Origin of the sequence: Pseudomonas sp. IAC-BECa141 (assembly GCF_020544405.1) — a bacterium.
Lineage (GTDB): Bacteria > Pseudomonadota > Gammaproteobacteria > Pseudomonadales > Pseudomonadaceae > Aquipseudomonas.
Map to the genome: position 1 here is coordinate 3,209,795 of NZ_CP065410.1, position 26,260 is coordinate 3,236,054.

General features: G+C 58.2%; 24 protein-coding genes. 10 read left to right on the plus strand and 14 right to left on the minus strand.

Annotated elements, in window-relative coordinates; all coding sequences use genetic code 11:
• Positions 1-123: 123 nt before the first annotated feature.
• Together I5961_RS14575 and I5961_RS14580 are read right to left on the minus strand one after the other, a co-directional pair.
• On the minus strand, positions 124-1,263 hold the full coding sequence (locus I5961_RS14575; RefSeq protein WP_227232648.1) for a glycerate kinase: 1,140 nt from the start codon (positions 1,261-1,263) through the stop codon (positions 124-126).
• A 91-nt stretch (positions 1,264-1,354) separates the two neighbouring features.
• Positions 1,355-2,479, minus strand: a complete 1,125-nt coding sequence (locus I5961_RS14580; protein WP_085702004.1) for a sugar diacid recognition domain-containing protein — start codon at positions 2,477-2,479, stop codon at positions 1,355-1,357.
• Positions 2,480-2,649: 170 nt separating this feature from the next.
• Here I5961_RS14580 and I5961_RS14585 point away from each other — a divergent pair, with 170 nt between their 5' ends.
• The gene (locus I5961_RS14585; protein WP_085702003.1) at positions 2,650-3,960 is read left to right on the plus strand and encodes an MFS transporter; all 1,311 of its coding nucleotides are present in this window, start codon (positions 2,650-2,652) and stop codon (positions 3,958-3,960) included.
• Between the two features lie 191 nt (positions 3,961-4,151).
• Here the strand turns inward: I5961_RS14585 and I5961_RS14590 are convergent, their stop codons facing one another.
• On the minus strand, positions 4,152-4,523 hold the full coding sequence (locus tag I5961_RS14590) for a DUF6124 family protein (RefSeq protein ID WP_227232649.1): 372 nt from the start codon (positions 4,521-4,523) through the stop codon (positions 4,152-4,154).
• 357 nt (positions 4,524-4,880) lie between these two features.
• The gene (locus I5961_RS14595) at positions 4,881-5,246 is read right to left on the minus strand and encodes a hypothetical protein (RefSeq protein ID WP_227232650.1); all 366 of its coding nucleotides are present in this window, start codon (positions 5,244-5,246) and stop codon (positions 4,881-4,883) included.
• 97 nt (positions 5,247-5,343) lie between these two features.
• Here I5961_RS14595 and I5961_RS14600 point away from each other — a divergent pair, with 97 nt between their 5' ends.
• The 4 genes from I5961_RS14600 to rarD all read left to right on the plus strand — a co-directional run bounded on the left by I5961_RS14600 (position 5,344) and on the right by rarD (position 10,601).
• Complete coding sequence (locus I5961_RS14600; protein ID WP_227232651.1) at positions 5,344-6,243, plus strand: LysR family transcriptional regulator; 900 nt, start codon at positions 5,344-5,346, stop codon at positions 6,241-6,243.
• Between the two features lie 69 nt (positions 6,244-6,312).
• On the plus strand, positions 6,313-7,326 hold the full coding sequence (locus tag I5961_RS14605) for an aldo/keto reductase (RefSeq protein WP_085696030.1): 1,014 nt from the start codon (positions 6,313-6,315) through the stop codon (positions 7,324-7,326).
• 108 nt (positions 7,327-7,434) lie between these two features.
• Positions 7,435-9,552 carry an acyltransferase family protein gene (locus tag I5961_RS14610; protein ID WP_085701998.1) on the plus strand — a complete coding sequence of 706 codons (2,118 nt, stop codon included), beginning with the start codon at positions 7,435-7,437 and terminating at the stop codon, positions 9,550-9,552.
• 167 nt (positions 9,553-9,719) lie between these two features.
• Positions 9,720-10,601 carry an EamA family transporter RarD gene (rarD, locus tag I5961_RS14615; protein ID WP_085696028.1) on the plus strand — a complete coding sequence of 294 codons (882 nt, stop codon included), beginning with the start codon at positions 9,720-9,722 and terminating at the stop codon, positions 10,599-10,601.
• Positions 10,602-10,662: 61 nt separating this feature from the next.
• Here rarD and hppD read toward each other — a convergent pair whose 3' ends face one another.
• Positions 10,663-11,739: a 4-hydroxyphenylpyruvate dioxygenase gene (gene hppD / locus I5961_RS14620; protein WP_085686995.1), complete on the minus strand. Its 1,077-nt coding sequence runs from the start codon at positions 11,737-11,739 to the stop codon at positions 10,663-10,665.
• A gap of 246 nt (positions 11,740-11,985) precedes the next feature.
• A complete protein-coding gene (locus tag I5961_RS14625) occupies positions 11,986-12,933 on the minus strand; it encodes a DMT family transporter (protein WP_227232652.1) in 948 nt (315 codons plus the stop codon).
• 77 nt (positions 12,934-13,010) lie between these two features.
• Between I5961_RS14625 and I5961_RS14630 the strand changes: the two genes are divergently transcribed.
• From I5961_RS14630 to I5961_RS14640, 3 genes are all read left to right on the plus strand, one after another.
• Positions 13,011-13,883 (plus strand): LysR family transcriptional regulator, encoded by an 873-nt coding sequence (locus I5961_RS14630; RefSeq protein WP_227232653.1) that lies wholly within the window; start codon positions 13,011-13,013, stop codon positions 13,881-13,883.
• 106 nt (positions 13,884-13,989) lie between these two features.
• Positions 13,990-15,525, plus strand: coding sequence for an EAL domain-containing protein (locus tag I5961_RS14635; RefSeq protein WP_085701995.1), 1,536 nt, complete (start codon positions 13,990-13,992; stop codon positions 15,523-15,525).
• Positions 15,526-15,759: 234 nt separating this feature from the next.
• Positions 15,760-16,125: a histone-like nucleoid-structuring protein, MvaT/MvaU family gene (locus I5961_RS14640; protein WP_085696023.1), complete on the plus strand. Its 366-nt coding sequence runs from the start codon at positions 15,760-15,762 to the stop codon at positions 16,123-16,125.
• Positions 16,126-16,331: 206 nt separating this feature from the next.
• On the opposite strand, the gene I5961_RS14645 is transcribed toward I5961_RS14640, so the two are convergent.
• Positions 16,332-16,850, minus strand: coding sequence for a DUF4946 domain-containing protein (locus I5961_RS14645; RefSeq protein ID WP_227232654.1), 519 nt, complete (start codon positions 16,848-16,850; stop codon positions 16,332-16,334).
• A gap of 142 nt (positions 16,851-16,992) precedes the next feature.
• On the opposite strand from I5961_RS14645, the gene gloA reads away from it, so the two are divergent.
• The gene (gene gloA / locus I5961_RS14650; RefSeq protein WP_227232655.1) at positions 16,993-17,514 is read left to right on the plus strand and encodes a lactoylglutathione lyase; all 522 of its coding nucleotides are present in this window, start codon (positions 16,993-16,995) and stop codon (positions 17,512-17,514) included.
• Between the two features lie 81 nt (positions 17,515-17,595).
• On the opposite strand, the gene ahpF is transcribed toward gloA, so the two are convergent.
• The 3 genes from ahpF to I5961_RS14665 all read right to left on the minus strand — a co-directional run bounded on the left by ahpF (position 17,596) and on the right by I5961_RS14665 (position 20,927).
• The gene (ahpF, locus tag I5961_RS14655; protein ID WP_085696020.1) at positions 17,596-19,158 is read right to left on the minus strand and encodes an alkyl hydroperoxide reductase subunit F; all 1,563 of its coding nucleotides are present in this window, start codon (positions 19,156-19,158) and stop codon (positions 17,596-17,598) included.
• 130 nt (positions 19,159-19,288) lie between these two features.
• Positions 19,289-19,852: an alkyl hydroperoxide reductase subunit C gene (gene ahpC, locus I5961_RS14660; RefSeq protein ID WP_003224621.1), complete on the minus strand. Its 564-nt coding sequence runs from the start codon at positions 19,850-19,852 to the stop codon at positions 19,289-19,291.
• A 136-nt stretch (positions 19,853-19,988) separates the two neighbouring features.
• The gene (locus tag I5961_RS14665; RefSeq protein ID WP_227232656.1) at positions 19,989-20,927 is read right to left on the minus strand and encodes a site-specific integrase; all 939 of its coding nucleotides are present in this window, start codon (positions 20,925-20,927) and stop codon (positions 19,989-19,991) included.
• A gap of 177 nt (positions 20,928-21,104) precedes the next feature.
• Between I5961_RS14665 and I5961_RS14670 the strand changes: the two genes are divergently transcribed.
• On the plus strand, positions 21,105-22,109 hold the full coding sequence (locus I5961_RS14670; RefSeq protein WP_085701993.1) for a DNA-binding protein: 1,005 nt from the start codon (positions 21,105-21,107) through the stop codon (positions 22,107-22,109).
• On the opposite strand, the gene gorA is transcribed toward I5961_RS14670, so the two are convergent.
• The 4 genes from gorA to galU form a co-directional block, all read right to left on the minus strand.
• Positions 22,106-23,464: a glutathione-disulfide reductase gene (gorA, locus tag I5961_RS14675; protein WP_085696017.1), complete on the minus strand. Its 1,359-nt coding sequence runs from the start codon at positions 23,462-23,464 to the stop codon at positions 22,106-22,108. The genes I5961_RS14670 and gorA overlap by 4 nt on opposite strands.
• A gap of 105 nt (positions 23,465-23,569) precedes the next feature.
• Positions 23,570-23,950 (minus strand): hypothetical protein, encoded by a 381-nt coding sequence (locus I5961_RS14680; RefSeq protein ID WP_227232657.1) that lies wholly within the window; start codon positions 23,948-23,950, stop codon positions 23,570-23,572.
• A gap of 1 nt (position 23,951) precedes the next feature.
• Positions 23,952-25,100 (minus strand): MFS transporter, encoded by a 1,149-nt coding sequence (locus I5961_RS14685; RefSeq protein ID WP_227232658.1) that lies wholly within the window; start codon positions 25,098-25,100, stop codon positions 23,952-23,954.
• A gap of 273 nt (positions 25,101-25,373) precedes the next feature.
• On the minus strand, positions 25,374-26,213 hold the full coding sequence (galU, locus tag I5961_RS14690) for a UTP--glucose-1-phosphate uridylyltransferase GalU (RefSeq protein ID WP_007958937.1): 840 nt from the start codon (positions 26,211-26,213) through the stop codon (positions 25,374-25,376).
• Positions 26,214-26,260 lie beyond the last annotated feature (47 nt).

Sequence of the window (26,260 nt, forward strand, 5' to 3'; positions counted from 1 at the left end):
GTGCGCCTGATTTCTTTATCGGCCAGGCTTGAGGAAGTTTGCGGGTAAAGATGAAATATTTTTCAAAGTGTTGCAGGTGTTTCAGCGGTGAAACACCCGTCGTTTTAGATGATGAGTGACAGGTCAGTCCGGGGTTGCCATGCACCAGACGCGCGCAATGTCTGTCGCGCGTTCGTGCAACAGGCGCGGCGCTTCGGCGCAGGCTTGTTCAAGTGTCATCGGGCCGCTGGTGACGGCGAAAGCTGCGTCGATGCCGTGCTCGTAGAGTGCCTGATAGCCCTCGCCCAAAGTCCCGGCAATGACGATCACCGGTACGCCGTGTTGTTTGGCGATCCGCGCCACGCCGAACGGTGTTTTGCCGCGCAGGGTCTGGGCATCGAAGCGCCCTTCGCCGGTAATCACCAGATCCGCACCTTTTACTGCATCCGCCAGCCCGACCAGTTCCGCGACCACTTCAACCCCGGCCTGGAACCGTGCGCCGAGGAAAGCCTTGGCGGCAAAACCCAGCCCACCCGCCGCACCGCTACCCGGCTCGCCCCGAACATCCTTGCCCAGCGCTTGCGCGCAGAGTTCGGCGAAGTGGCCGAGGGCGTGATCCAGTTGCTGCACTTGCGCCGGTGACGCGCCTTTCTGCGGACCGAAAATCGCCGAGGCGCCATGGGGGCCACACAGCGGATTGTTGACGTCGGCGGCGATGTCGAAGCGCACCTGTGCCAGACGCGGGTCAAGTTCGCTGAGATCCAGTCGTGCGAGTTGCGCCAGCGCCAGACCACCCGGCACCAGCGATTGCCCTTGAGCATCCAGCAGTTTCACGCCCAGCGCCTGCATCGCACCGGCGCCGCCGTCGTTGGTGGCACTGCCGCCGATGGCCAGAATCACCCGTTGTGCGCCGGCATCGAGCGCCGCACGGATCAATTCTCCGGTGCCGAACGTGCTGCTGATGCACGCATCGCGTTGACCCGGCGGCACCAGTTGCAGGCCGCTGGCTTCGGCCATTTCGATGATCGCGGTGTGGTTGTGCGGCAGCCAGCCCCATGCGGCTTCGACCGCCGCGCCCAATGGGCCGCGTACACGGGTGCGGCGCAACTCGCCCTCGCAGGCGTCGAGAATCGACTCCACCGTCCCTTCGCCACCGTCGGCCATCGGGCATTTGACCAGCGTCGCCTGCGGCCAGACCTGCGCCACGCCCAGCGCGATGGCTTCTGCAACGCCTTGGGCACTCAGGCTGTCCTTGAACGAATCGGGGGCGATGACGATTTTCATGCGAATTCTCCAGTTCCAATGCCCCTCATGCTGCCAGTCGCTTGGAACGTTGACGCCTGTCCGCTGCACAAGTGGCGCGGGCGTTTATTGTTCATTTCGACAAATCGTCGGTCTGCGGCAGCAATTGCACCCCGAGATACAGCGCCAACATGCCATCGAGCTTCAGCGGATCGACCCCGCTCAACTCGGCAATCCGCTCCATCCGGTAACGCAGGCTGTTGCGGTGAATCCCCAAAGCATCGGCGCAGGCCTGGCTCTGGCCGTCGTGGTCGCACCAGCTGCGCAGGGTCGCGAGCAACTGGCCGTTGCTGTCCTTGGCGATGACCTTGCGCAACGGTTTGAGCAGTTCATCCAGCGCATCATCGTTGCGATGGCGCCAGAGCATCACCGGCAAGCGGTAGCGATTGAGGGTCAGCAGTCTTGAGTGCGGCAATACTTCTCGGCCATAGGCGAGCAAATCGCCGACCCGCCGATAGCAACGGCGCAACCCGGCCAACCCATCGGCCTGCCCGCCGACGGCGATGCGCAGGATGTTCCAGCCCAGGCCATCGAGTTTTTCCAGCAGGCGATCATGCTCGACGTTCTGACTCGCCGGCCGGCACCACAGCAGCGACGACTTGGCCGAACTTACGCACCAACTGTCGGGATAGCGCGACATCAGCCAGGCACTCAGTGCCTCGACGGTTTGTCCAGACCCGTGTTCAAGTCCCAGCTCAAACAGATACGGCACCCGCGTCAGTTGCGGTTTGAGCCCGAGTTGCTGGGCCTCGTCGACCAGCCTTGGCGAATCCCCCGCCTCGCTCAGCAACAACGCAAGCAAGTCATCGCAACGTTGCCGTCGCCATTGCTGTTCGGATTGCTGGTTGCGCTGGCCGACCAGCATTTCGGCGGTCATGCGCACGAGCTCGGCGTAAGTGCGCAGTTGCTCTGGCTCGCCGGTAATGCCGAGTACGCCGATCAAACGCTGATCGAGCAGCAACGGCAGATTGATCCCCGGCTGCACGCCTTTCAGATGCACGGCGGTCTGCGCATCGATCTCCACTACCCGCCCGTTGGCCAGCACCAGTTGCGCGCCTTCGTGGCGGGTGTTGATCCGCTCCGGTTCGCCGCTGCCGAGGATCAGCCCCTGGCTGTCCATGACGTTGACGTTGTAGGGCAAAATGGCCATGGCCCGGTCGACGATGTCCTGGGCGAGGTCGTGGTCGAGTTCGAACATAAGGGGAAAATCCTTGAAAACAGGCGCGGACGGTTGTTCACCCGCACAGGGTCTGCCGGCAAACCCTGTGCTCAGGCACAAAGACAATCCGGCCAAAGGTGGCCGAGACTCTCAGGGCGATCAACGTTACCCTTTGCATCGCAAAAAATCATAATAAAGAGAGAGCCGCCATGTCGCAGAGCGCCGCTGCCGCCCAGACCATCGCTGACGATAAAAATGCCGTCTACAAACGCATCACCCTGCGTTTGATCCCCTTCATCTTCATCTGCTACCTGTTCAACTACCTCGATCGGGTCAACGTTGGATTCGCCAAACTGCAGATGCTCGACGCGCTGAAATTCAGCGAAACCGTGTACGGCCTCGGTGCCGGTATCTTCTTCATCGGCTACGTGCTGTGCGGCGTACCGAGCAACCTGGCGCTGACCAAGTTCGGCCCACGGCGCTGGATCGCGCTGATGATGATCACTTGGGGCACGCTGTCGACCTGCCTGCTGTTCGTCACCACGCCGACCCAGTTCTACACCCTGCGCCTGTTCACCGGCGCAGCCGAAGCCGGGTTCTTTCCGGGCGTTGTGCTGTATCTCTCGCAGTGGTTCCCGACCTTCCGCCGGGGCCGGATCATGGCGCTGTTCATGTCGGCGATTCCGGTGTCCGGCCTGCTCGGCAGCCCGTTTTCCGGCTGGATCCTCAATCACTTCGCTGCGGGCCAAGGTGGCCTCGCCGGCTGGCAGTGGATGTTCCTGCTGCAAGGCATTCCGACTGTAATCCTCGGCGCACTCGCCTACTTCCTGTTGAGCGACAACTTCGCCGCTGCCAAATGGCTGACCCCGCACGAGCGTTCGGTGCTGGAAGCCGATCAGGCGGAAGACCTGGCAAACAAACCGAAAACCACTTCCGATTCGCTGATCGCCGTGTTCAAGAACCCGGCGATCTGGGCCTTCGGCCTGATCTACTTCTGCATCCAGAGCGGCGTTTACGCGATCAACTTCTGGCTGCCGTCGATCATCAAGAACCTCGGCTTCAGCGACAACCTGGTGATTGGCTGGTTGAGTGCGATTCCTTATCTGCTGGCCGCCGTGTTCATGCTGGTGGTCGGGCGTTCGGCGGACTTGCGCAAAGAACGTCGCTGGCACTTGGTGGTGCCGATGCTGATGGGTGCGATCGGCCTGCTGATCGCGGTGAACTTCGCGGCCAACCCGCCGATTGCGATCCTAGGTCTGACCATTGCGACCATGGGCGCGCTGACCGGTCTGCCGATGTTCTGGCCGGTGCCGACAGCGATGTTGAGCGCGGGCGCGGCGGCAGGCGGTCTGGCGTTGATCAACTCCATGGGGCAGATGGCTGGATTCCTCAGTCCTTATCTGGTGGGTTGGGTCAAGGACAGCACCGGCTCGACCGATGCGGCGTTGTATCTGCTGGCGGGTGTGATCGTTGGCGGGAGTCTGCTGGCGTTGCGGATGACGCGGACGTTGCGGGCTTAAGCCTTAGTCGAAATACAGAAACGGCCCATTACGGGCCGTTTTTCATTTAGATCGTTCCCACGCTCCGCGTGGGAATGCCTCAAGGAACGCTCCGCGTTCCAGCTCTGGAAGGGACGCGGAGCGTCCCGGGCTGCATTCCCACGCGGACGGTTCGACGCCTCGACGTGGGAACGATCAGGCTAAGGATCTGGCTAGAGCGGTGTTTCTGTCTTCAACTCCAAATTATCCAGCGCCCGATTCACCGCCAGTTCACTCAGCATGATCAGTTGCGCAATGCCCAACAGCACATGTCGCTGCGAGCCGTCCACCAGCCCGGCGAAGTCAGTGGCCATGGTTTTGGCGCAGGTCAGGGTTTCAGAGGCGTCGGCCAGCAGTTCTTCGCTGTCGATGCCGGGGGCGATGAGGTAGCGGGTGTTGGGTTTGAGCAGCGGTTTTCTGGGGAGCAGCGGATTGAGGTAGTGATCGAGGGCGCGTTCGGCGGCTTCGTGGAATGTCTTGGAATCGAGGGTTTCGTAGGGCGAGGTGGTGTCGGCTTCGGGTGGGTTGGGTGTTGGTTTGATCACGTTTGAATCTCCAAATCAGAAAAATGGAGCCATCAAACTTCGCTACCAAACGAAGAGGTGGTGGCCATGCACGGGTTGGTAGACCGGTGACTTGGAGAACCGGCGCGCTCGAAAGCGCCCCGCGCATGGCCACCATAAAAGCACGGACGGATAAGCGTCCGAATACGGTGAGTTGCGCAACAAGTCAGAACCGGGCTACCAAACCCCATCGCTGTTTTTCAGCGACGAGATAACGATAAAACCCGGCCTATAAGCGCACAAGCCGGCGGATTCTGGCGCAGTTGTAGGCAACGGCGCAAGGTTGTGTAGCCTGAGGTGCGTGTCTGAACGTGTCCTTTAAACGCCACGATTAAACGCTCACAAGATCCCCGTTTTTGCATCCAGTTCCAGCACCAATCCCCCCGGCATCTGCACAAAAATCTGCCAGATCCCGTCCTCCGGCACCTGCGCCACCTGATACGGCAACCCACTCCCCTGCACCCGCCTCAAAACCACCGCCGCGTCTTCATCCGTACGAAACGCAATATGACTCAACGTCGCCTCATCCTGCGCCGGCTGCTCGATCACATGCACCAACGCCTCCCCGTCCTGATACAACCACCGCCCGGGAAACGGAAAGGGCGGCCGGCGCCCCGGCACCAATCCCAATAACCCGCCAAAAGCGTCCTGCAGCGCCTGCCCGTCAGCGGTGTTGAAGGCCAGATGATCAAATGTCCACGTCATGTCTGTCTCCTGCGGTTGTTCAGAATTCCAGTATCTGCGCTTGCCAATCCCGAAAAAATCCCGCAAAACGCCAAGGATCTTCAACGGATTTTTACTAATGAGCTCGATCCTCGACCTGGAAATCTTCGTTCGCACCGCCGACTCCGGCAGCATTTCCGCCGCCGCCCGGGCACTGGAGCTGACTCCCGCCGCCGCCAGCATCGCATTAAAACGCCTGGAAACCCGCCTCGGCATCCGCCTGTTCGCCCGCTCCACCCGCAGCATGCGCCTGACCGAAGAAGGCCGGCGCTATCTGGAAAGCGTGCGTCTGGCGCTGACCACCCTGGCCGAGGGCGAGCAGGCGCTGAAGCAGCAGACCGAAGGCCTGAGCGGTGTGCTGCAACTGGCGGCGCCGTCGGACTTCGGGCGCAATGTGTTGCTGCCGTGGCTGGACGACTTCAAGCGCGAGCACCCGCACATTCAACTGCAATTGTTGCTCAACGACCGACATGCGGATCTGTTTCGCGAGACGGTGGACGTGGCGCTGCGCTTTGGCGTGCCAAGTGATTCGACGCTGGTGGCGTTGCCAATCCTGCCTGAGCATCGGCGCGTGGCCTGCGCCAGCCCCGCGTATCTGGAGCGCCACGGCACACCGCAAAATCCTGCCGAATTGAGTGAGCACAGCGCCCTGCTCTACCTGCGCAACGGCCGGCCTTATAACACCTGGCGCTTCCATCGCGACGACGAAACGGTCGAGGTCGAAGTACGCGGCGACTACCTCAGCGACGACGGCGAAGTCGCCCGCCGCTGGGCGCTCGCCGGGCACGGCATCGCCTACAAAGCCTGGCTCGACGTGGCCGAAGACGTGCGCGCCGGGCGGCTGGTGACGCTGTTCGATGACTGGCACGGCGAGAACGTGCCGTTCAATCTGCTGTGCCCGCATCGGGTGCAGGTGTCGGAGCGGGTCAAGGTGTTGCAGGCATTTTTGCGCGAACGGTGCGAGGCATTGCGGCGATAAATTCACTTTGCCGCGTCGGATGCTTCTGGTATTTGATGGGAGCTTTCCCACCGACAAAAGGATTTCGGTATGAGCTATCGCACACTGGGTCACTCGGGGTTGCAGGTATCCACCCTCACCCTCGGCACGATGATGTTTGGCGAACAGACCAGCGCGGAAGACTCGCTGCGCATCATCGACAAGGCGTGGGATCAAGGCATCAACTTCATCGACACCGCCGACGTCTACACCAACGGTCGCTCGGAAGAAATCGTCGGCGAAGCCATCGCCCGTCATCGTCATGAATGGGTGCTGGCGACCAAGGTCGGTTTCGGCCCGGTGGACGGCGTGCCGAACCGCAGCGGTCTGAGCCGCAAACATATCTTCAATGGCCTGGAGGCCAGCCTGACCCGGCTCGGCACCGATTATCTCGACATCTATTACCTGCACCGCGAAGACCACAACACGCCGCTGGAAGTGACGATTTCGGCAATTGGCGACCTGATTCGCCAGGGCAAGATCCGTTATTGGGGCCTGTCGAACTATCGTGGCTGGCGAATTGCCGAGGTGATTCGCGTGGCGGACAAACTCGGCGTTGATCGCCCGGTGATCAGCCAACCGCTGTACAACATCGTCAACCGCCAGGCCGAAACCGAGCAGATCACCGCCGCTCAGACTTACGGCCTCGGCGTGGTGCCTTACAGCCCGCTGGCCCGTGGCGTGCTCAGCGGCAAATACGCACCGGACGTAACGCCGGACGCCAACAGCCGTGCCGGGCGCCAAGACAAGCGAATTCTGGAAACCGAGTGGCGCGTGGAGTCGTTGCGCATTGCCCAGCAGATTCAGCAATACACAAAAGAGCGTGGGGTCGGGATTGTCGAGTTTGCGATTGCCTGGGTGCTGAACAACGGTGCGGTAACGTCGGCGATTGTCGGGCCGCGCACTGAAGAACAGTGGGATGCGTACACCAAGGCGCAGGCGGTGAAGATTACGGCGGAGGATGAGGCATTTATCGATTCGCTGGTGACGCCGGGGCATGCTTCTACGCCGGGGTTCAACGATGTGAGCCATTTTGTGTCTGGGCGTAAACCCCATAAGGCTTAGGATTTTCCCTAAACCTTGAACAGCCGATACAATCGGCTGTTTTTTATTGAATCAAGCGCGATCAAACGGAATCTGATTGATCGTTCGGAATTTGCAAGGGATCAGCACATGTCCAATCGCTCCGCCGAGCTCCTCAGAAAGCCACTGCGCGGGCTGCTGTTCAAATTAACGGGCGATAAAGATCTGCGCGCCCTCACTTGCGCTATGGAGCCCGCAACTTTCGGCGATCGCCGCCCCTCACTTGCGTACCGGGCCGATATTGACGGACTTCGCGCCATCGCTGTTCTACTGGTGTTGATCTTCCACGGCGAACTGGCGCTTTTCCCGTCCGGTTTCATCGGCGTCGATATCTTCTTCGTGATTTCGGGTTATTTGACCACCGCTATCATCATGAAGTCGCTGCACAACGGCACGTTCACTTTCTCGGGGTTCTACACGCGCCGGATCTGGCGACTACAACCGGCCGTTATTGCGTTATTGATCGTCACATTGACGCTCACGACGCTACTGTATTTGCCCGATGATTACGTCGATTTTTTAAAAAGCGAAAAGTACACCTCGTTAATCATCTCCAACCAGTACTTTTCCAAAGTGACCACGGGTTACGCCACACCGGATGCAGCAAGCCTGCCGCTGTTGCACACCTGGTCTCTGGCCATCGAATGGCAGTGGTATCTGATACTCCCCCCGGGCATCTGGCTGCTCAACCGCTATCTGCCGAAAGTTATTTTCAAAGCGGCGGTGCTCGGCCTGACCGTGGCGGCAATGGTGCTCGCGCTGTACCTGTCTTACGCCACTCCTGAGAAAAACTACTATTTCTTCGCTGCGCGGATTTTCGAATTGATGATCGGCTCTTGTGCGGTCATCTTCAGTACGGACAAGTTCCGGCTCAATCGCCTGAGCGCCTCTGTGGTCTGTGCACTTTCGCTGGTCACGATCATCTATTGCGCTACCCGGGACGATATCTTGCCGGGATTCCCGCAATACCATGCCATTGCCGTATGTCTCGCTACTGCAGCTTTGCTGTACCAGGGGATTGGTGATGCAAGCATTTTCGCCAAGCTGCTCGCGGCCAGACCCATAGTGTTTATCGGCACACTCTCGTACTCCTTGTATCTATGGCACTGGCCGATCCTGGCGGTGATGAATTACATGGGAATCGCGCTAACCCCGTCGATGACGATCATTTACTTCGTTTGCACTTTCATCACGGCCTGGCTCTCTTATGTGCTGATTGAAAACAAGTTCCGCAAGGCACGATTTGGCTTTGGCAAAACGCTCGTGGTACTGATGATTTTGCCCGCTATCGGCCTGTCGCTGCTGCACTCTGCCAGTGTCAGGCACGAGGGCTGGCCGGGCCGCTTCAATCAGGGCTACAGCAACATGCTCAACGATTTGAAAGCCTCTGTGCCAGTTGCTCGGGAAGGATGTCTTGGTGTCAGCGATGGTGCCGATCCAGGCTGCATATTCGGCGCCGATCACACGGCGCCACAAGTATTTCTGATGGGCGATTCGTTTTCGAATCACTACTGGGGTTTTGTTGAAACGCTGGCCAGGGATGCCAATCTTGCTGTACTCGCACAGGCTTACCCGGCGTGCCTGGCATTGCCCGGGATCTACCAGTACGACGAGAAAAAATACAAGAACGCGTTGTTTGAAAAATGCCACGACGCCGCTCAACGCTATTACGAGATGATTGCGAACAAGCATTTCAAGTATGTGATTGTGGGCCAGTTCTGGGAGGCTTATTTGAACGGTGACATCGTCACCAAACGCGATGATCCTCACAGCCTGGAACTGTCCCGACAACGCTTTGGCGTAGCAATCCGGGAAGCCCTGGATATTATCGTCGCATCAGGCGCTATCCCGGTGTTTCTGGAGAACACGCTGCCCATGCCACCTGGTATCAACGCGTGCCTGCTGCGCCAGGTCAAGTTGCGTGGGCTGATGGGCAGCGTCGAGCAAGGCAGCCTCTGCGCTGCTATGCCATGGTCCGGTAGCAAAGAACCAGCGCTGGAAACACTTTTTAATGAACTGAAGGCTGAATACCCCGGGTTAATCGTCATTGACCCGAAAACCGTGCAATGCACAGGTGATGCGTGCATGAGCACGGTCGACGGTTTTCCGGTCTATCGTGACATTGGGCACATCACCGATTACGCCTCTTACAAGTTTGGCGAGATGTATCTCATGAACTTTGGTAATCCCTTGCAAGTTGGGCAGTGATGATTTCTGCCTCCGGACGGGCTCCGCGGCAAGGTTGAAAGCTTCGCGAGCAGGCGAATGTCTATGGGCTGTTTCATGTGTGGCAAATATTGAGCATCTGCCCAATATTCAGCACAAAAACCACGTATCCTGCGCACCCCGTTTGACCATTACCCCGCGAGGACAGTTTGTCTAAAGGTATCGCTCTCTCGGTAACAGCCTCGACGCTGTTTGCCGTCATGTATTACTACACCTCGCTGCTCACCCCGTTGAGCGGCGTGGAAATCTTCGGTTGGCGGATGCTGCTGACCGTGCCCTGCATGACCCTGTTCATGTTGTTGTCCGGCGAATGGCGGCGGGTGCTGGACCTGCTGCGCCGGATCCCTGCGCTGCCGAAGCTGACCGGCGGGTTGATCCTGTCGTCTGCGTTGCTGGGCGTGCAGTTGTGGCTGTTCATGTGGGCGCCGCTCAATGGTTACAGCCTCGATGTGTCACTGGGCTACTTCCTCCTGCCGCTGGCCATGGTGCTGACCGGGCGCATCGCTTATGGCGAGAGCCTGTCGTACCTGCAAAAAGTCGCGGTGTTCTTTGCCAGCCTCGGCGTGTTGAACGAGCTGTATCAGGTGGGCGGATTTTCCTGGGCGACGCTGGTGGTGGTCGTCGGTTACCCGTTGTACTTCGTGCTGCGCAAATACCTCAAGACCGACAACCTCGGCGGCCTGTGGGTCGACATGACTTTGATGCTGCCGGTGGCGTACTGGTTTGTGCGCGGCGGCGAACAGGGTTTCGGCGTGTTCGATCAGTACCCGGCGCTGACGTGGCTGATTCCGCTGCTCGGCCTGATCAGTGCATCGGCGCTGGTGGTGTACATCATTGCCAGTCGCCTTTTGCCGTTCAGCCTGTTCGGCTTGTTGAGTTACGTTGAACCGGTGTTGCTGCTGGGTGTGGCGCTGCTGCTGGGCGAGAGCATCAAACCCGGCGAATGGTTGACTTACATTCCGATCTGGCTGGCTGTGGTGGTGCTGGTATTTGAAGGGTTCAAGCATCTGATGCGCCAGCGGCGCCCGTAAGACGAGCAATAAAAAGCCCGGCCTGCAATTGCAGGCCGGGCTTTTTTACATCTGATACGGGTTACTCGGTAGCGAGTACACCGCGACGCACCTGGTCACGCTCGATCGATTCGAACAGTGCCTTGAAGTTACCTTCGCCGAAACCATCATCGCCCTTGCGCTGGATGAATTCGAAGAACACCGGGCCCATCAGGGTTTCCGAGAAGATCTGCAGCAGCAGACGCTTGTCGTCCTTGTCTGATGCGCCATCGAGCAGGATGCCGCGCGATTGCAACTGATCCACCGGTTCGCCGTGGTTCGGCAGGCGGCCTTCGAGCATTTCGTAGTAGGTGTCCGGCGGCGCGGTCATGAAGCGCATGCCGATTTTCTTCAACTGATCCCAGGTCTTGACCAGGTCGTCGGTGAGGAACGCCACGTGCTGGATGCCTTCGCCGTTGAACTGCATCAGGAACTCTTCGATCTGCCCGGCGCCCTTCGACGATTCTTCGTTGAGCGGGATGCGGATCATGCCGTCCGGCGCGGTCATCGCTTTCGAAGTCAGGCCGGTGTATTCGCCCTTGATGTCGAAGTAACGGATCTCGCGGAAGTTGAACAGCTTCTCGTAGAAGTTCGCCCAGTAGGCCATGCGACCGCGATACACGTTGTGGGTCAGGTGATCGATGATCTTCAGGCCGGCACCGACCGGGTTGCGGTCAACGCCTTCGAGGAACACGAAGTCGATGTCATAGATGGAGCTGCCTTCGCCGAAACGGTCGATCAGGTACAGCGGCGCGCCGCCGATGCCTTTGATCGCCGGCAGGTTCAGTTCCATCGGGCCGGTTTCGATGTGGATCGGCTGAGCGCCGAGTTCCAGTGCGCGTTTGTAGGCTTTCTGCGAATCCTTGACCCGGAACGCCATGCCGCACACCGACGGGCCGTGCTCGGCCGCGAAGTACGAGGCGACGCTGTGCGGTTCGTTGTTGAGGATCAGATTGATCGCGCCCTGGCGATACAGGTGCACGTTCTTGGAACGGTGGGTCGCGACCTTGGTGAAGCCCATGATCTCGAAGATCGGCTCCAGAGTGCCAGGCGTCGGCGCTGCGAACTCGATGAACTCGAAGCCCATCAGGCCCATTGGGTTTTCGTATAAATCTGCCATGGTTGGCGCCTCATCATTCTTATCAATTAACCAGAGTTATTTGTCAGTAATGCTGAGGCCGGTGGGTGGCGCACAGGAGATGCCACGCACACTGCGGGCGAGGAAGTCACCGTAGATCAGTTGAAACCCGAATATCTTCATTGTCGACCCAAGGCTCTTGCGGGCGAGGCTTCTGCTGCCAGAAGACGATTATTATTGTATGCGTAACCCGATTCTACACAGCGTAAATAGGGTTGTCTGCCCTCTCTATAAAATCCGCTTTTTTCGGGTCGGTGCAAGGGGTTTGTTGCACAGCCAGATACCCGCCAGAATCAGCACACCGCCCAGGCACATGGCCAGCGTCAGCTGTTCACCCAGCACGATTGCACCGGCCAGCACGGCGGTCAGCGGATTGAGAGCAATGAACACGCCGGAGCGTGTGGCGCCGATTTTACGGATGCCATCGTAGTAACCGATGTAGGCCAGCGCAGAACCGAGTACGCCCAGATAGACCAGGCTCAGCCATTGACGCGGGCCAAGCGCGGCCAGGGCCGCAACGTCCACTTCGCCCCGGCTCAGGGCCAGCGCCCACAACATCAGGGTGCCCAGTAAAATCGAAAAGGTCACGGTCTGCACCGGGCCGATGCTCTGATTGAGGCTGCGTGAGAACAGCGAATAGACGCCCCAGCTCAAAACGCAGCCGAGGATCAGCAGATCGCCAATCCACGCGTCCGGCGTTTCGCTCAACAGCTGCGGGTTGCGACTGACGATCACCACAGCCGCCCCGCTGATGCAGATCGCAATTCCGGTCACTTTCAACCGGCTCAGCCGCTCTCTGTACAGCAGCCAGGACGCGAGACCAATGACCGCCGGGTTCAGCGCCACGATCAATGAGGCACGAGAAGCGTTGATGTATTGCAGCCCGTAAAAGAAGCACAGGTTGTAAAAGAAGATCCCGAAGAACCCCAGCAGCACTAGTTGCAGCCATTGCCTCGGCGTGGGCCGCGCCAGCGCAATCCGCGCCAGTCGCAGAAACCCGAGCAATGCCACGCTGGCCAGCAAAAACCGCAGGCTGGCAGCAAACACCGGACTCAGGCTACCGGCCAGAAAACGCCCGGCCACCCACGTTCCGCCCCATATCATGGTGACCAGGGCCAGGTTCAAATAGACGGGCACGTCCGAAGCGGCCGGACGAACAGGTTCATGACAACTCATAACGTTCCCAATGATGAGACTGGCGGATGACGTATCATTCGATCGATTCCTCATCATCGTAAAATGAGTCTTTACTCATGACCCTGACCCAACTCGAAGTCTTCTCGATGGTGGCCGAACTGCGCGGCTTCACTCTCGCTGCCCATCGTTTGGGAATTTCCCAGTCGGCGGTGTCCCACGCCTTGAAATCGCTGGAACAGGAACTGGGCGTCGAACTGCTGCGCCGGCATCAGTCGCAAGTTGAACTGAGCGACATCGGCGAGCAATTGCTGCTGCGCGCGCGGGCGATGCTCGGGCTGGCCAATACGTTGCGTCAGGAGGCCGCGGATGCGCGCGGCATGAAACGCGGCACCTTGCGCATTGGTTCTTTCGGGCCGACGTCCTCGATCAAGTTGCTACCGAAGATTCTTCAGCGCTATCGCGAGGCGCATCCGGGGATCGAAGTGCACATTGATGAAGGCCCGGATCGGCAAGTCATCCAGTGGCTGGAGGAGCGGCGGATCGACATCGGTTTTGTAGTGCTGCCAGAAGAGCGCTTCGACACGTTTGCCCTGATTGAAGATCAGATGGTCGCCCTGCTCCCGCTCGGTCACCCGTTGGCGGAGCTTGAATCAGTAAGCCTCAAAGACCTTTGCAGCGACCCGTTCGTGCTGACCGAGGCCGGTTCATCGGAGCTGGTTTCGCGCCTGTTCAACACCGCGCGGTTGAGCCCGAACATCCGCTATCGCTGCTCGCAACTGCTCAGCACTCTCGACACGGTCGGACGAGGCGATGCCATGACCGTGGTGGCCGAAGGTTCGTTGCCTTTCGATTCCGCGCCACGCTATGTCAAGCGACCGCTGTCCCCCGCAGTCAACCGGCAGGTGGGCCTGGCGGTGCTGGATCAGCGCCAGGCGTCACCCGCCACGCTGGCATTCATTCAATTGGCAACACGGCTGGATTACCGTTGAGCAGCGCAGGTGTCATTGACCATCTATCATGGGCTCAGATCACGGGAGTTGCGCGCACGCTTCGCCTGCCATCAAGTGCCCCACTCCATTGCGACAGGATGCGCCCATGCCACTGACCGTCAGGCCCCGCCGCAAGCGCAGCACCCGGATTATCGTGACGTTGCTGTGTGGCCTGCTGCCGATCGTACTCGGCAGCGTGATTCTTTATATGCAGGCCGGGCGCGCCCTTCAGCAGAGTTCGCAACACACCGCCGATGAAGCCCTGCGGCAGTTCGAACTGATGCTCGACAATACCGCCCTCGCCGCCCGGGAGTTGCTGCCGCTGGCCGGCCAGACCTGCGAGACTGTAAAACTGGCCTTGCGCGAACAAGTCACCCGACGCCCGTTTGTGCGCTCGACCAATCTGGTATGGGACGACAATCTCTATTGCAGTTCGCTGTTTGGCGACTTCAAGGAAGTCGTCAATCCGGGCGACTACACCCAGGGCAAGTTGTGGCTCATGAACGGCAACCCGGTCACGCCCGATACTGCGTTGCTGGTATATCGTCTGAGCGAAGGGCGCGCAGGCGCACTGACCACGCTGGACGGCTATCACCTGAGCAACATCCTGCGTCTGATCGGCCGGCACACATTGTTGTTACTGCAAGTCGGCAACAACTGGCTCTCGGCCGACGGCAAAGTGCATCAAGGCGCACTGCCCGCGTTGCCGGTGGCGCAAAGTACCTTGCACTCGCCGCACTATGCATTCTCGGTCACCGCCGCGTTTCCGGAAGGCGAAACCTGGCGCTACATGAAAGATGAATACCCGCCGCTGTTCAGCCTGCTGATGTTCTTCGGTGCGGTATCGGCAGCGATCGGCTACATCTTGCAGAAGCGCTCCACATCGCCCAGCCATGAAATGCTGCGAGCTCTGGAGGCGGGAGAGTTTATTCCCTACTTTCAGCCGGTGGTGCATGGCGACAGTAAACAGTGGTCGGGCACGGAAGTGCTGATGCGCTGGAACCATCCCAAGGAGGGGCTGGTACGTCCGGACCTGTTCATCCCGTTTGCCGAACACTCCGGGCTTATCGTGCCAATGACCCGCGCCTTGATGCAGCAGACCGCTGTCCTGTTGGGGCCGCTTTCGTCGACCTTTACCGCGCCGTTCCACATTGGCATAAACATCACCGCCAGCCACTGCCAGGATCTGGAGCTGGTTGAGGATTGCCGTGAATTTTTGTCAGCTTTCCAGCCGGGCAGCATCAGCCTGGTCCTGGAGCTGACAGAACGCGAGCTGATCGAGCCGTCCGAGATCACCCACCAGCTGTTCGAGCAACTGCGTGCGATGGGTGTAAAGATCGCGATTGATGACTTTGGCACCGGTCATTCAAGCCTTGGCTACTTGAGAACGTTCAATGTCGACTTCCTCAAGATCGACCAGACATTTGTCGCGATGATCGATAAAGATGCCCTCTCCCGGCACATTCTGGACAGCATCATCGAGCTTTCCACCAAACTGGATCTGGGCATCGTGGCCGAAGGTGTAGAGACACAAGCCCAGTGTGATTATCTGGCCGCCCACCATGTCAACTTTCTGCAGGGCTACCTGTTCGGCAAACCGATGCCGGCTGCAGACTTCATCGATGCATTAACTCATCATTAACTTGGCAGCATAAATCCTGACTCGCCGACAGCTCGCACCAAATTGATACAAAACAGCGTTGTTGTTACATGAAGAAAAAGTCAGGATTTACTCTTGCCGCATTAACTACTACAATTTTTCTTACCTGTTGCAAGATTGGCAGGTGAGCCATTATCACCGAGTCGCTTCAAGGCTCTTGGCTTATAGCTTTGTTTGCGGTTGGTTTCAGCCAAACACACTATTGGAGTAAAGATATTGTCCAGACTCGCTGAATTTCGTGCAGCTGAAAAAGCCCTTCAGGAACAGCTCAAGCAGCTTGAATCGCTGAAGAACGATGCCGGGCTCAAGAAAGAAATCGAATTCGAAGAAAAGCTCCAGGGGCTGATGAAAACCTACGGCAAAGGCCTGAAAGACATCATCGCCATTCTCGATCCGAACCCGGCGAAATCCGGTCTGCAATCGACCGCCGCACCTAAAACCCGCCGCGCTCGCGTGGTCAAGGTCTATCAGAACCCGCACACCGGCGAGCTGATCGAGACCAAGGGCGGCAACCACCGCGGCCTGAAGGCCTGGAAGGAACAATACGGTGCAGCCACCGTTGATTCCTGGTTGCGCAGTTAATCCCTCGCAAACATGAAAGCCCTGCATATGCAGGGCTTTTTTTTGGACAATATTTAACAAATACAACGACTTTTCTGGCAGAAAAGTTAAGTCTCAAACCCGTTCCGCACTGAAACTATGCTTCCGAATGTTGCCTCATTTCCCGGCAATAACTTTATGCTTAATCAGTTCGGGTATCTAACATCACGCTGACCACGAACAGGCGATTAGAATTTCAAGCTGTTTCGTGCCGCCACTATGTCATCGCCGCTGGCCTTATAAACCTCTGCCTGCCCGGCATACGAAAGTACGTAAGCCTTATTCGCCTCCACCGCTGCAACCAATGTTTGCGACAGCACGTGACGGCCGTTTTCAGTCACGGTACAAGTGGTCTCAAGTGCCGCAAGCGAGCCCAGCGTAGTCGCGTGAACCTTGTTGCAGACACTCTGATAACCGCTCTGGAAAAAGTCTTTCTGCACCGACTTGCGTATCTCCAGCAACACGCCCTGCAAGTTGACCTGATGACCACTTTCCACACGGGTCATCGTCAACTCCATCACCATCACCTGATTGCCATCGGCGTCAGTCTTCACCCCGCGCTGACGGGAGACGTCCGGGGATGTTTCAGGCAACGCCTCGACTTCCCAGCCGGCGGGCCAGGTGATGCTCGGCGCCTCGGCAAAGGCCGGTAGCGCCAGCAGGGAAAAACCCAGGAAAACGAACAGCGATTTGAACGGTCGGATCATTACCAGAGGCACTCGCGGATTGAGTCGTAAAGTCTGAGCCCCGCCCGCTCGCAGGGCAAGCCCACGCTTTCGGTTTGGCGATGCTGCCAGGCATGCGTATCATTGCGCCCATTCACTCGCCCCAATTTGTTACGGAGGGCCCATGAGCCTGCAAGAACTGAACACCTTCCCTGGCGTCACCGTCACCCCAGACAGCGCAACCCGCAACTTCGTGTTCAACCACACCATGCTGCGCGTCAAAGACATCACCAAATCGCTGGATTTCTACACCCGCGTACTGGGTTTCTCGCTGGTAGAAAAGCGTGACTTCCCGGAAGCGGAATTCAGCCTGTACTTCCTCGCCCTCGTCGACAAATCGCAGATCCCGGCCGACGCCGCTGCGCGCACTGAGTGGATGAAGTCGATTCCCGGCATTCTTGAGCTGACCCACAACCACGGCACCGAGAACGACGCCGACTTCGCCTACCACAATGGCAACACCGACCCGCGCGGTTTCGGCCACATCTGCATTTCGGTACCGGATATCGTTGCCGCTTGCGCACGCTTTGAAGAGCTGGGCTGCGATTTCCAGAAGCGCCTGACCGATGGCCGCATGAAGAGCCTGGCGTTCATCAAGGATCCGGATGGTTATTGGGTCGAAATCATCCAGCCAGCGCCGCTGTAAAGCTGAGTCTGGGTAGAAAGCACCCCGCAAAGAAAAAACCCCATCATCACTGATGGGGTTTTTCTTTTTCAGGCCCGGGATTTATGCCGGAGCCGAAGTGCGGATCAGGTGATCGAAAGCGCTAAGCGAAGCCTTGGCGCCCTCGCCCACCGCAATCACGATCTGCTTGTACGGCACGGTGGTTACGTCACCGGCGGCAAAGATGCCGGGGATCGAGGTTTCACCGCGGTTGTCGACGATGATCTCGCCGCGCGGCGACAACTCGATGGTGCCCTTGAGCCAATCAGTGTTGGGCAGCAGACCAATCTGCACGAAAATCCCTTCCAGTTCGACGGTGTGCAGCTCTTCGGTATTGCGATCCTTGTAGCGCAGGCCGTTGACCTTCTGGCCATCGCCGGTGACCTCGGTGGTCAGCGCACTGGTGATCACGGTGACGTTAGGCAGGCTGTGCAGCTTGCGTTGCAATACGGCGTCGGCGCGCAACTGAACGTCGAACTCCAGCAAAGTTACGTGTGACACGATACCGGCCAGATCGATCGCTGCCTCAACACCGGAGTTACCGCCGCCAATCACCGCCACACGCTTGCCTTTGAACAGCGGGCCGTCGCAATGCGGGCAATACGCTACACCCTTGTTGCGGTATTCCTGCTCGCCCGGCACGTTCATTTCGCGCCACCGCGCGCCGGTCGCCAGAATCACGCTCTTGGCCTTAAGGGTCGCGCCACTGGCGAAGCGGACTTCATGCAGCTCGCCATTCTTGCCCGGGATCAACTTGTCGGCGCGTTGCAGGTTCATGATGTCGACGTCGTACTGCTTGACGTGTTCTTCCAGCGCGGTCGCCAGTTTCGGGCCTTCGGTTTCCTGAACGGAAATGAAGTTTTCGATGGCCATGGTGTCCAGTACCTGACCGCCGAAGCGCTCGGCTGCAACACCGGTGCGAATACCTTTACGTGCGGCATAAATCGCCGCCGAAGCGCCGGCCGGCCCACCGCCGACCACCAGCACATCAAAGGCTTGCTTGGCGCTGATTTTCTCGGCCTGACGCTCGATGGCGCCGGTGTCGAGTTTGGCGAGGATTTCTTCCAGGCCCATACGGCCCTGGCCGAAGTTTTCGCCGTTCAGGTAAATGCTTGGTACAGCCATGATCTTGCGATCGTTGACTTCGTCCTGGAACAGCGCGCCGTCGATGGCGACGTGGCGGATGTTCGGGTTCAGCACGGCCATCAGGTTCAGCGCCTGAACGACATCCGGGCAGTTCTGGCAGGACAGCGAGAAGTAAGTCTCGAAGTTGAACTCACCCTTGAGCGAGCGGATCTGTTCGATCACTTCGACACTGGCCTTCGAAGGGTGTCCGCCGACTTGCAGCAGGGCCAGCACCAGCGAAGTGAATTCATGGCCCATCGGTATGCCGGCGAAACGCAGGCTGATGTCGGCACCGGGGCGATTGATCGAGAAGGACGGTTTGCGTGCATCGTCACCGCTGTCGATCAAGGTAATCTGATGCGAAAGACTGGCAACGTCTTTCAGCAGGTCAAGCATTTCACGGGATTTCGCACCGTCGTCGAGTGAGGCAACGATCTCGATCGGCTGGGTGACCCGTTCCAGGTACGATTTCAACTGGGCTTTAAGATTGGCGTCCAACATACGGGCGATCTCCTGACTTTATTTGAGGCGAAAAAAAGCCCGAGCGAATCTCGCCCGGGCTTTTCTATTGGGCGGTGCAGCTTACTTGAGTAGGTGCGGAGTTCCGCCCTGTATTGCGTGTGTCACAGACTTAGATCTTGCCGACCAGGTCCAGGGACGGAGCCAGAGTGGCCTCGCCTTCTTTCCACTTGGCAGGGCAAACTTCGCCTGGGTGAGCAGCAACGTACTGAGCAGCCTTGATTTTGCGCAGCAGCTCGGAAGCGTCGCGGCCAACGCCGCCATCGTTCAGTTCAACGATTTTGATTTGGCCTTCAGGGTTGATCACGAAGGTGCCACGATCCGCCAGACCAGCTTCTTCGATCAGCACGTCGAAGTTGCGGGAAATGACATGGGTCGGGTCGCCGATCATGGTGTATTCGATTTTGCCGATAGCTGGCGAAGTGTTGTGCCAGGCAGCGTGGGCAAAGTGGGTGTCGGTCGAAACGCTGTAGATCTCTACGCCCAGTTTCTGGAAGGCGGCGTAGTTGTCAGCCAGGTCTTCGAGTTCGGTTGGGCAAACGAAAGTGAAGTCGGCCGGGTAGAAGAACACTACGGACCATTTGCCTTTCAGGTCAGCGTCCGAGACTTGTACGAAGTCGCCGTTTTTGAACGCGGTAGCTTTGAACGGTTTTACTTGGCTGTTGATGATAGGCATTGATGACTCTCCGTCAGGGTTGTGAATTCGATGGGTGAATCCTACCCAGTCACTCGACGGATGGCTCATTGGCAAACCTGATGCTGCTGATTTGTTTTCGCTATTAGCAGAGGATATTAATAGAAGAAAACGATATCTACGGCGACAGCGGCTTATCCGTAATCCGGGCCATCCCGTGAAAAGGGCTCGCTTCAACATAGCGCATGGCGGACTTCATATCCTTCCAGCCGACGTAACTCATCAGTGACTTGAGATCCCAGCCGCTTTGATGGGCCCACGTTGCAAAACCTCGTCGCAGAGAGTGACTCGTGTAGCGCTCAGCGGAAATTCCGGCGCGCTCCAGAGCCTGACGCAGCAACGGAATCACACTGTTGGCGTGCAAGCCCTCCTCACTCAGATTTCCCCACCGGTCCACGGCGCGAAACACCGGGCCGCGTACAAGCGCAGCCTCGGTGATCCATTCGATATATGCCTGCACAGGGCACAACTTCAACAGCGCCGGGGCCTGATAGGTTTGCCCGATGTTTTCCCGATCACCCTTGCTGCGCGGCAGGTACAAAGTGATGCCGCTGCCAGCGTGCGCCTGCACATGCTCGATCTGCATCCGACACAGCTCATCGCTGCGAAAGCCGCGCCAGAAGCCCAGCAGGATCAATGCCCTATCGCGGCAAGCCCGTAGCAGCACTGGTCGATCCTGTTTTTCCCGCGCCTCCCTCATTTCCTGCTCAAGCCAGGCGACAGTCTGTTCCAGATCTCGCAATTGCAACGGCTCGGCCTGCTTCTCCTGGGCGGGATGCAGGGCACGAATGCCCTTGAATACTTTGCGCACCACCGGGGACTTGGTCGGATCAGCGAAGCCCTGACTGTTGTGCCACTGCGCCAGCGCCGACAGACGCAACTTGAGCGTATTGACCGACAGCACGCCAGCATGTGCCACCAGATACCGGGCGATGCTGTCCGCTGTCGCTGGCAGAAACCCGCCCCACACGGACTCGAAATGCTCGATGGCCGCGCGATAACTGCGGCGGGTGTTGTCACGGGTAGCGGCTTGCAGGTAGCGATCGATATCGCTCATGGGCTGATTTTCTCGTTGCGTACTGAAGGTTTGATCGGAAATCGATTTTATGGGTTTCACATGGGGTAATACCAGTATATCCCGTCCGTTTATCGGTGCTTATTTCACTTTAATTTCAACGTGGTACACTGTGTGCTTTAGTGGCATGTACCACAGTACGAAATGGTAGGAGCAGATATGGCCCGTGGCGGCGTCAATAAAGCAGTAGTCCAGATCGCGCGCGCAGCGATTCTCGCCCGTGGCGAACACCCCAGCATCGACGCAGTACGCATCGAGCTGGGCAATACGGGTTCCAAAACCACAATTCATCGCTACCTGAAGGAACTGGATGACGGCAGCGAACCGGCCGATCCGTCGGCAGAACCTGTCGATGACGAACTCCTCGCCCTCGTCACACGCCTCGCCCAGCGCCTGAAAGAACAGGCGCAGGAGCCGATTGATCAGGCACGCGAGCAGTACGAGCATCAGCGTCAGGCACTGGAAAACGAGCTGAATCAGCTTCGTCAGGATCATGCGCAGCTGGAGAAGAAGCACGACATTCAGACTGCCGCGCTGGCAAAGGAATCCGAAGCCCTGAGCGATACCCGCTCGATGCTGCAGACCGAGCAGACCCGCAACGCCGGACTGAATCAGGCGCTGGCCGATTTTGAATTGCGCTTGCAGGACAAGGACGAGCAGATCCGCTCGCTGGAAGAGAAGCACCTGCACGCCCGCGATGCGCTTGAACACTACCGCAACGCCATCAAGGAGCAGCGTGAGCAGGAGCAAAGCCGTCACGAGACGCAGGTGCAGCAGTTGCAGATGGAGTTGCGCCAGGCGCAGCAAAGCGCCCTCGTACGTCAGGACGAAATCACCCAGCTGCACCGCGACAACGAACGCCTGCTGACCGAAAATCGCGGCACCGTGCGCGAACTGAGCCTGTTGCAGGATCAGCTCAAGCACAGTAATCAGCGTCAGGATCAATTGCTGGAGCAAGCGTCCCGCGTCGACAGTGAACGCACCCTCCTCCAGGAACGTCTGCGCGTGGCCCTGCTGGAAAGTCAGACGCTCAAGCAGAACGTCGACGAGCAGTCGCAGCTCAATCAGTCATTGGAAAAAGAATTAACCAAGGCGCAAGACAGCCTGCGCCTGGCTACTACCGCTGAGGCAGCGCCAGACGCAGCCCAACCGAAAAAGATTTAAGCGCCGACCGGCGTACGCATTGTGACAAACTCTTCGGCCGCCGTCGGATGCACTCCGATGGTGTCGTCGAAGTCACGCTTGGTTGCGCCAGCCTTCAAAGCGATTGCCAGCCCCTGCACGATCTCGCCAGCATCCGGGCCGACCATGTGACAGCCCAACACCTTGTCAGACTTGCCATCGACCACCAGCTTCATCAGCGTGCGCTCCTGGCAGTCCGTCAGGGTCAGCTTCATCGGCCGGAAGCGGCTTTCGTAGATCACCACGTCGTGACCCGCCTCCCGCGCCTCCTCTTCAGTCAGACCGACGGTGCCGATGTTCGGCAGACTGAACACTGCCGTCGGGATCATCTTGTAATCCACCGGACGGTATTGCTCAGGCTTGAACAGACGCCGCGCCACTGCCATGCCCTCAGCCAGCGCCACCGGCGTCAACTGAACACGACCGATGACATCGCCCAGCGCCAGGATTGAAGGCTCGGTGGTTTGAAACTGCTCATCGACCTTAATGAAGCCTTTGTCGTCGAGCTGCACATCGGTATTTTCCAGCCCCAGGTTGTCCAGCATCGGACGTCGGCCGGTTGCATAGAACACACAATCGGCTTCCAGCACGCGACCATCCTTGAGGGTTGCTTTCAGGCTGCCATCTGATTGCTTGTCGATACGGGCAATGTCGGCATTGAATTGCAGATCCAGGCCACGCTTGGTGAGTTCTTCCTTCAAGTGCTTACGAACCGAACCGTCGAAACCGCGCAGGAACAGATCTCCGCGATACAGCAACGTCGTATTGGCGCCCAGACCATGGAAGATTCCGGCGAATTCGACGGCGATGTAACCGCCACCGACGACCAGTACACGCTTGGGCAGCTCTTTGAGGAAGAACGCCTGGTTCGAGCTGATCGCATGCTCATGCCCCGGAATCTCGGGGATCTGCGGCCAGCCACCGGTGGCGATCAGAATATTCTTCGCGGTGTAGCGCTCGCCGTTGACCTCGACTTCGTGCGGGCCAACGATTTTCGCGTGAGCCTCATGCAGGGTCACGCCGCTGTTGACCAGCAGATTGCGATAAATGCCGTTCAGGCGATTGATTTCGCGATCCTTGTTGGCAATCAGCGTGGCCCAGTCAAAATCCGCCTCGCCCAGTTGCCAGCCGAAACCAGAGGACTGTTCGAAGTCTTCGGCAAAGTGGGCGCCGTACACCAACAGTTTTTTCGGTACGCAACCAACATTGACGCAGGTACCGCCCAGATAACGGCTCTCGGCCACCGCTACTTTTGCGCCGAAACCTGCCGCAAAACGCGCAGCGCGCACACCGCCGGAACCGGCGCCAATCACATAAAGGTCAAAATCGTAGGCCATTTCTATCTCCTCGGCAGGCGATCAGCATACCCGCAGATGCTTATTGAGCAAGTCTCTACTGCAAGGGGACGGGCAATACCGGGAGGTTCTACCGTTAGCATTTGATTAATGGCTTTCTGCCGGTTGAATTTTTGGCAGCCGCAACGTATGCCAGGCGATCAGAATCGCTACGAGCGCCAGGCCGAAAGCGAGCCACGATGCCAATGCAATTCCGCCCGCAAATGCACTTCCCGCCTGCTGCATCAACTGTTGCGCTTGATCCCCCGCCAACCCCGCCGCCACATGATGAGCGCCAGCCAGCGTTTCACTTGCCAGCATCGTCTGAACATCGCTCAAAAACGCTGGAAGCTGCAGGTCTGCTCGGTAGTGAGCCGTCACCAGGCCGCCAATCAGAGTAGTACCCAGCACCACGCCAACTTCATAGGCTGTTTCACTGATGGCGGATGCCGCCCCTGCCTTCGCCGGGGGCGCTGCCGACAAAATCACATCATTGGAAACCGTAGCGATCGCCCCCCACTCCGATGTTGAGCAACGCGAACGCCACTACCAATACCGCAAGACTGCTGCCCATGCTGGCCACCAGCAAAAAGGCCGCACCGGTGAAAGCCACCAGAATCGGTATCAGTACATGCACCGGCATGCGCTGCGCGACTGGGACGACTGCCACTCCAACCATAATCGCCATGATTTGCCCCGGCACCAATGCAAGGCTCGCACTCAAGGGCGCCATTTGCAGAACAATCTGCAAAAACTGAGTCGTGAAGAAAACGAAGCCGACAAGAAACGCAAGACTCATCAAATTGATAAGGACTGATCCGCTGAAGGCGCCATTGCTGAACAGGGTCATGTCCATCAGGGGTACAGGAAGACGCAACTGGCGACGTACGAATATCCAGCCTGCCAGTGCACCTACCAGAAAGGTGCCAAACACAACACCGTCAATGCCCTCACTGGCGCCATGCTTGATGCTGTAAACGATACAACCCAGTGCGACCATCGACTGAAGGATGCTGATCGGGTCCAGCGGACCCGACACATCACGCTCTGATTCAGGGAGCAACAGCGGCCCCAGTACTAACAATGGAATCAGGACGGGTACCGCCAACAGAAAAATCGCGCCCCAATCAAAGAACTGCAGCAACACCCCTCCCACCAAAGGCCCTAGTGCCGAGCCGACAGTCAGCGTCGTTGCCCAGATCGCTACTGCCACTCTGCGCTCCTCTCGATCCTCAAACACCGAACGTATCAATGCCAGCGTGGAGGGCATCAACATCGCGCCGAAAATCCCCATACAAGCCCGCCCGATAATCAGCTGCATCGATGTTGCGGAATATGCGGTCAGCACCGAGACCACCACAAACCCGAACGAGCCGATAAGCAGCAACTTACGGTGCCCCACCCGATCACCCAGGCTACCCATCGAAACCAGCAGTCCTGCGAGAACCAACGAATAGGCATCAATCATCCACAGCTGCTGGCTGGCCGTCGGACGCAAGGCTTCGGCGATTTTGGGTAACGCGAAACCCAATACGGTGTTATCAACGGTCACCAGCAGCACTGGCAACATGAGCACCGCCAGCCCTGACCAGCGTCTGGCACTTGATCTTCGTGTTGCAGCCATATTCTTTAACGCCACAAGCAACACTCCTTATTGCTGGAGAATAAATTTCACAACTGTCCTTCGACGATCATGAAACGCGGTCCTCCGCACCTCCCTGGCGAAGACGAGTCAGTTCAGCAGTGAACATGCAGGCTGACAATCGAACATTTGTTTCACATTGCATCCTGAATCGAATCGAGATGCGCTATTTCTCCCCACAAACGCAAACGCCCCGAACATGTCGGGGCGTTTGTTTTTAGCATCACACGATTCAGACCGTGTGACGTACCTTCAGACAGTCAGGCGCTATCAGTACGCCTTGCCAGTCTTGTAGAAATTCTCGAAGCAGAAGTTGGTTGCCTCGATATAGCCTTCAGCACCACCGCAGTCGAAACGCTTGCCCTTGAACTTGTAGGCCATCACGCAGCCGTTCTGGGCTTGTTTCATCAGGGCGTCGGTGATCTGGATTTCCCCGCCCTTGCCTGGCTCGGTCTGTTCGATCAGGTCGAAAATGTCCGGGGTCAGGATATAGCGGCCGATGATCGCCAGGTTCGACGGTGCGTCTTCCGGCTTTGGCTTCTCGACCATGCTGTGTACGCGGTAGATGTCGTCGCGGATCATTTCGCCAGCGATCACACCGTACTTGCTGGTTTCCTGCGGATCGACTTCCTGGATGGCAATGATCGAGCAGCGGAACTGTTTGTACAGCTTGACCATCTGGGTCAGTACGCCGTCGCCTTCGAGGTTGACACACAGGTCGTCTGCCAGCACCACAGCGAACGGTTCGTCACCGATCAGCGGACGACCGGTCAGGATCGCGTGGCCCAGGCCTTTCATTTCGGTCTGACGAGTGTAGGAGAACGAGCACTCGTCCAGCAGCTTGCGGATACCGACCAGGTATTTTTCCTTGTCGGTGCCTTTGATCTGGTTTTCCAGTTCATAGCTGATGTCGAAGTGGTCTTCCAGGGCGCGCTTGCCACGACCGGTCACGATGGAGATTTCGTTCAGGCCAGCATCCAGAGCTTCTTCGACGCCGTACTGGATCAGTGGCTTGTTTACCACCGGCAGCATTTCTTTGGGCATGGCCTTCGTCGCTGGGAGGAAGCGAGTACCGTAACCGGCTGCTGGGAACAAGCATTTCTTGATCATATAAGTCCTTGAAAGGGCTGTGTGTACGAGTTTCGGCGCAGTCTAAT

Coding starts and splice junctions, on each gene's coding strand:
- I5961_RS14575 (WP_227232648.1), bottom strand. CDS start 1,263: ATGAAAATCGTCATCGCCCCCGATTCGTTCAAGGACAGCCTGAGTGCC.
- I5961_RS14580 (WP_085702004.1), bottom strand. CDS start 2,479: ATGTTCGAACTCGACCACGACCTCGCCCAGGACATCGTCGACCGGGCC.
- I5961_RS14585 (WP_085702003.1), top strand. CDS start 2,650: ATGTCGCAGAGCGCCGCTGCCGCCCAGACCATCGCTGACGATAAAAAT.
- I5961_RS14595 (WP_227232650.1), bottom strand. CDS start 5,246: ATGACGTGGACATTTGATCATCTGGCCTTCAACACCGCTGACGGGCAG.
- I5961_RS14600 (WP_227232651.1), top strand. CDS start 5,344: ATGAGCTCGATCCTCGACCTGGAAATCTTCGTTCGCACCGCCGACTCC.
- I5961_RS14605 (WP_085696030.1), top strand. CDS start 6,313: ATGAGCTATCGCACACTGGGTCACTCGGGGTTGCAGGTATCCACCCTC.
- I5961_RS14610 (WP_085701998.1), top strand. CDS start 7,435: ATGTCCAATCGCTCCGCCGAGCTCCTCAGAAAGCCACTGCGCGGGCTG.
- hppD (WP_085686995.1), bottom strand. CDS start 11,739: ATGGCAGATTTATACGAAAACCCAATGGGCCTGATGGGCTTCGAGTTC.
- I5961_RS14625 (WP_227232652.1), bottom strand. CDS start 12,933: ATGAGTTGTCATGAACCTGTTCGTCCGGCCGCTTCGGACGTGCCCGTC.
- I5961_RS14630 (WP_227232653.1), top strand. CDS start 13,011: ATGACCCTGACCCAACTCGAAGTCTTCTCGATGGTGGCCGAACTGCGC.
- I5961_RS14635 (WP_085701995.1), top strand. CDS start 13,990: ATGCCACTGACCGTCAGGCCCCGCCGCAAGCGCAGCACCCGGATTATC.
- I5961_RS14645 (WP_227232654.1), bottom strand. CDS start 16,850: ATGATCCGACCGTTCAAATCGCTGTTCGTTTTCCTGGGTTTTTCCCTG.
- gloA (WP_227232655.1), top strand. CDS start 16,993: ATGAGCCTGCAAGAACTGAACACCTTCCCTGGCGTCACCGTCACCCCA.
- ahpF (WP_085696020.1), bottom strand. CDS start 19,158: ATGTTGGACGCCAATCTTAAAGCCCAGTTGAAATCGTACCTGGAACGG.
- ahpC (WP_003224621.1), bottom strand. CDS start 19,852: ATGCCTATCATCAACAGCCAAGTAAAACCGTTCAAAGCTACCGCGTTC.
- I5961_RS14665 (WP_227232656.1), bottom strand. CDS start 20,927: ATGAGCGATATCGATCGCTACCTGCAAGCCGCTACCCGTGACAACACC.
- I5961_RS14670 (WP_085701993.1), top strand. CDS start 21,105: ATGGCCCGTGGCGGCGTCAATAAAGCAGTAGTCCAGATCGCGCGCGCA.
- gorA (WP_085696017.1), bottom strand. CDS start 23,464: ATGGCCTACGATTTTGACCTTTATGTGATTGGCGCCGGTTCCGGCGGT.
- galU (WP_007958937.1), bottom strand. CDS start 26,213: ATGATCAAGAAATGCTTGTTCCCAGCAGCCGGTTACGGTACTCGCTTC.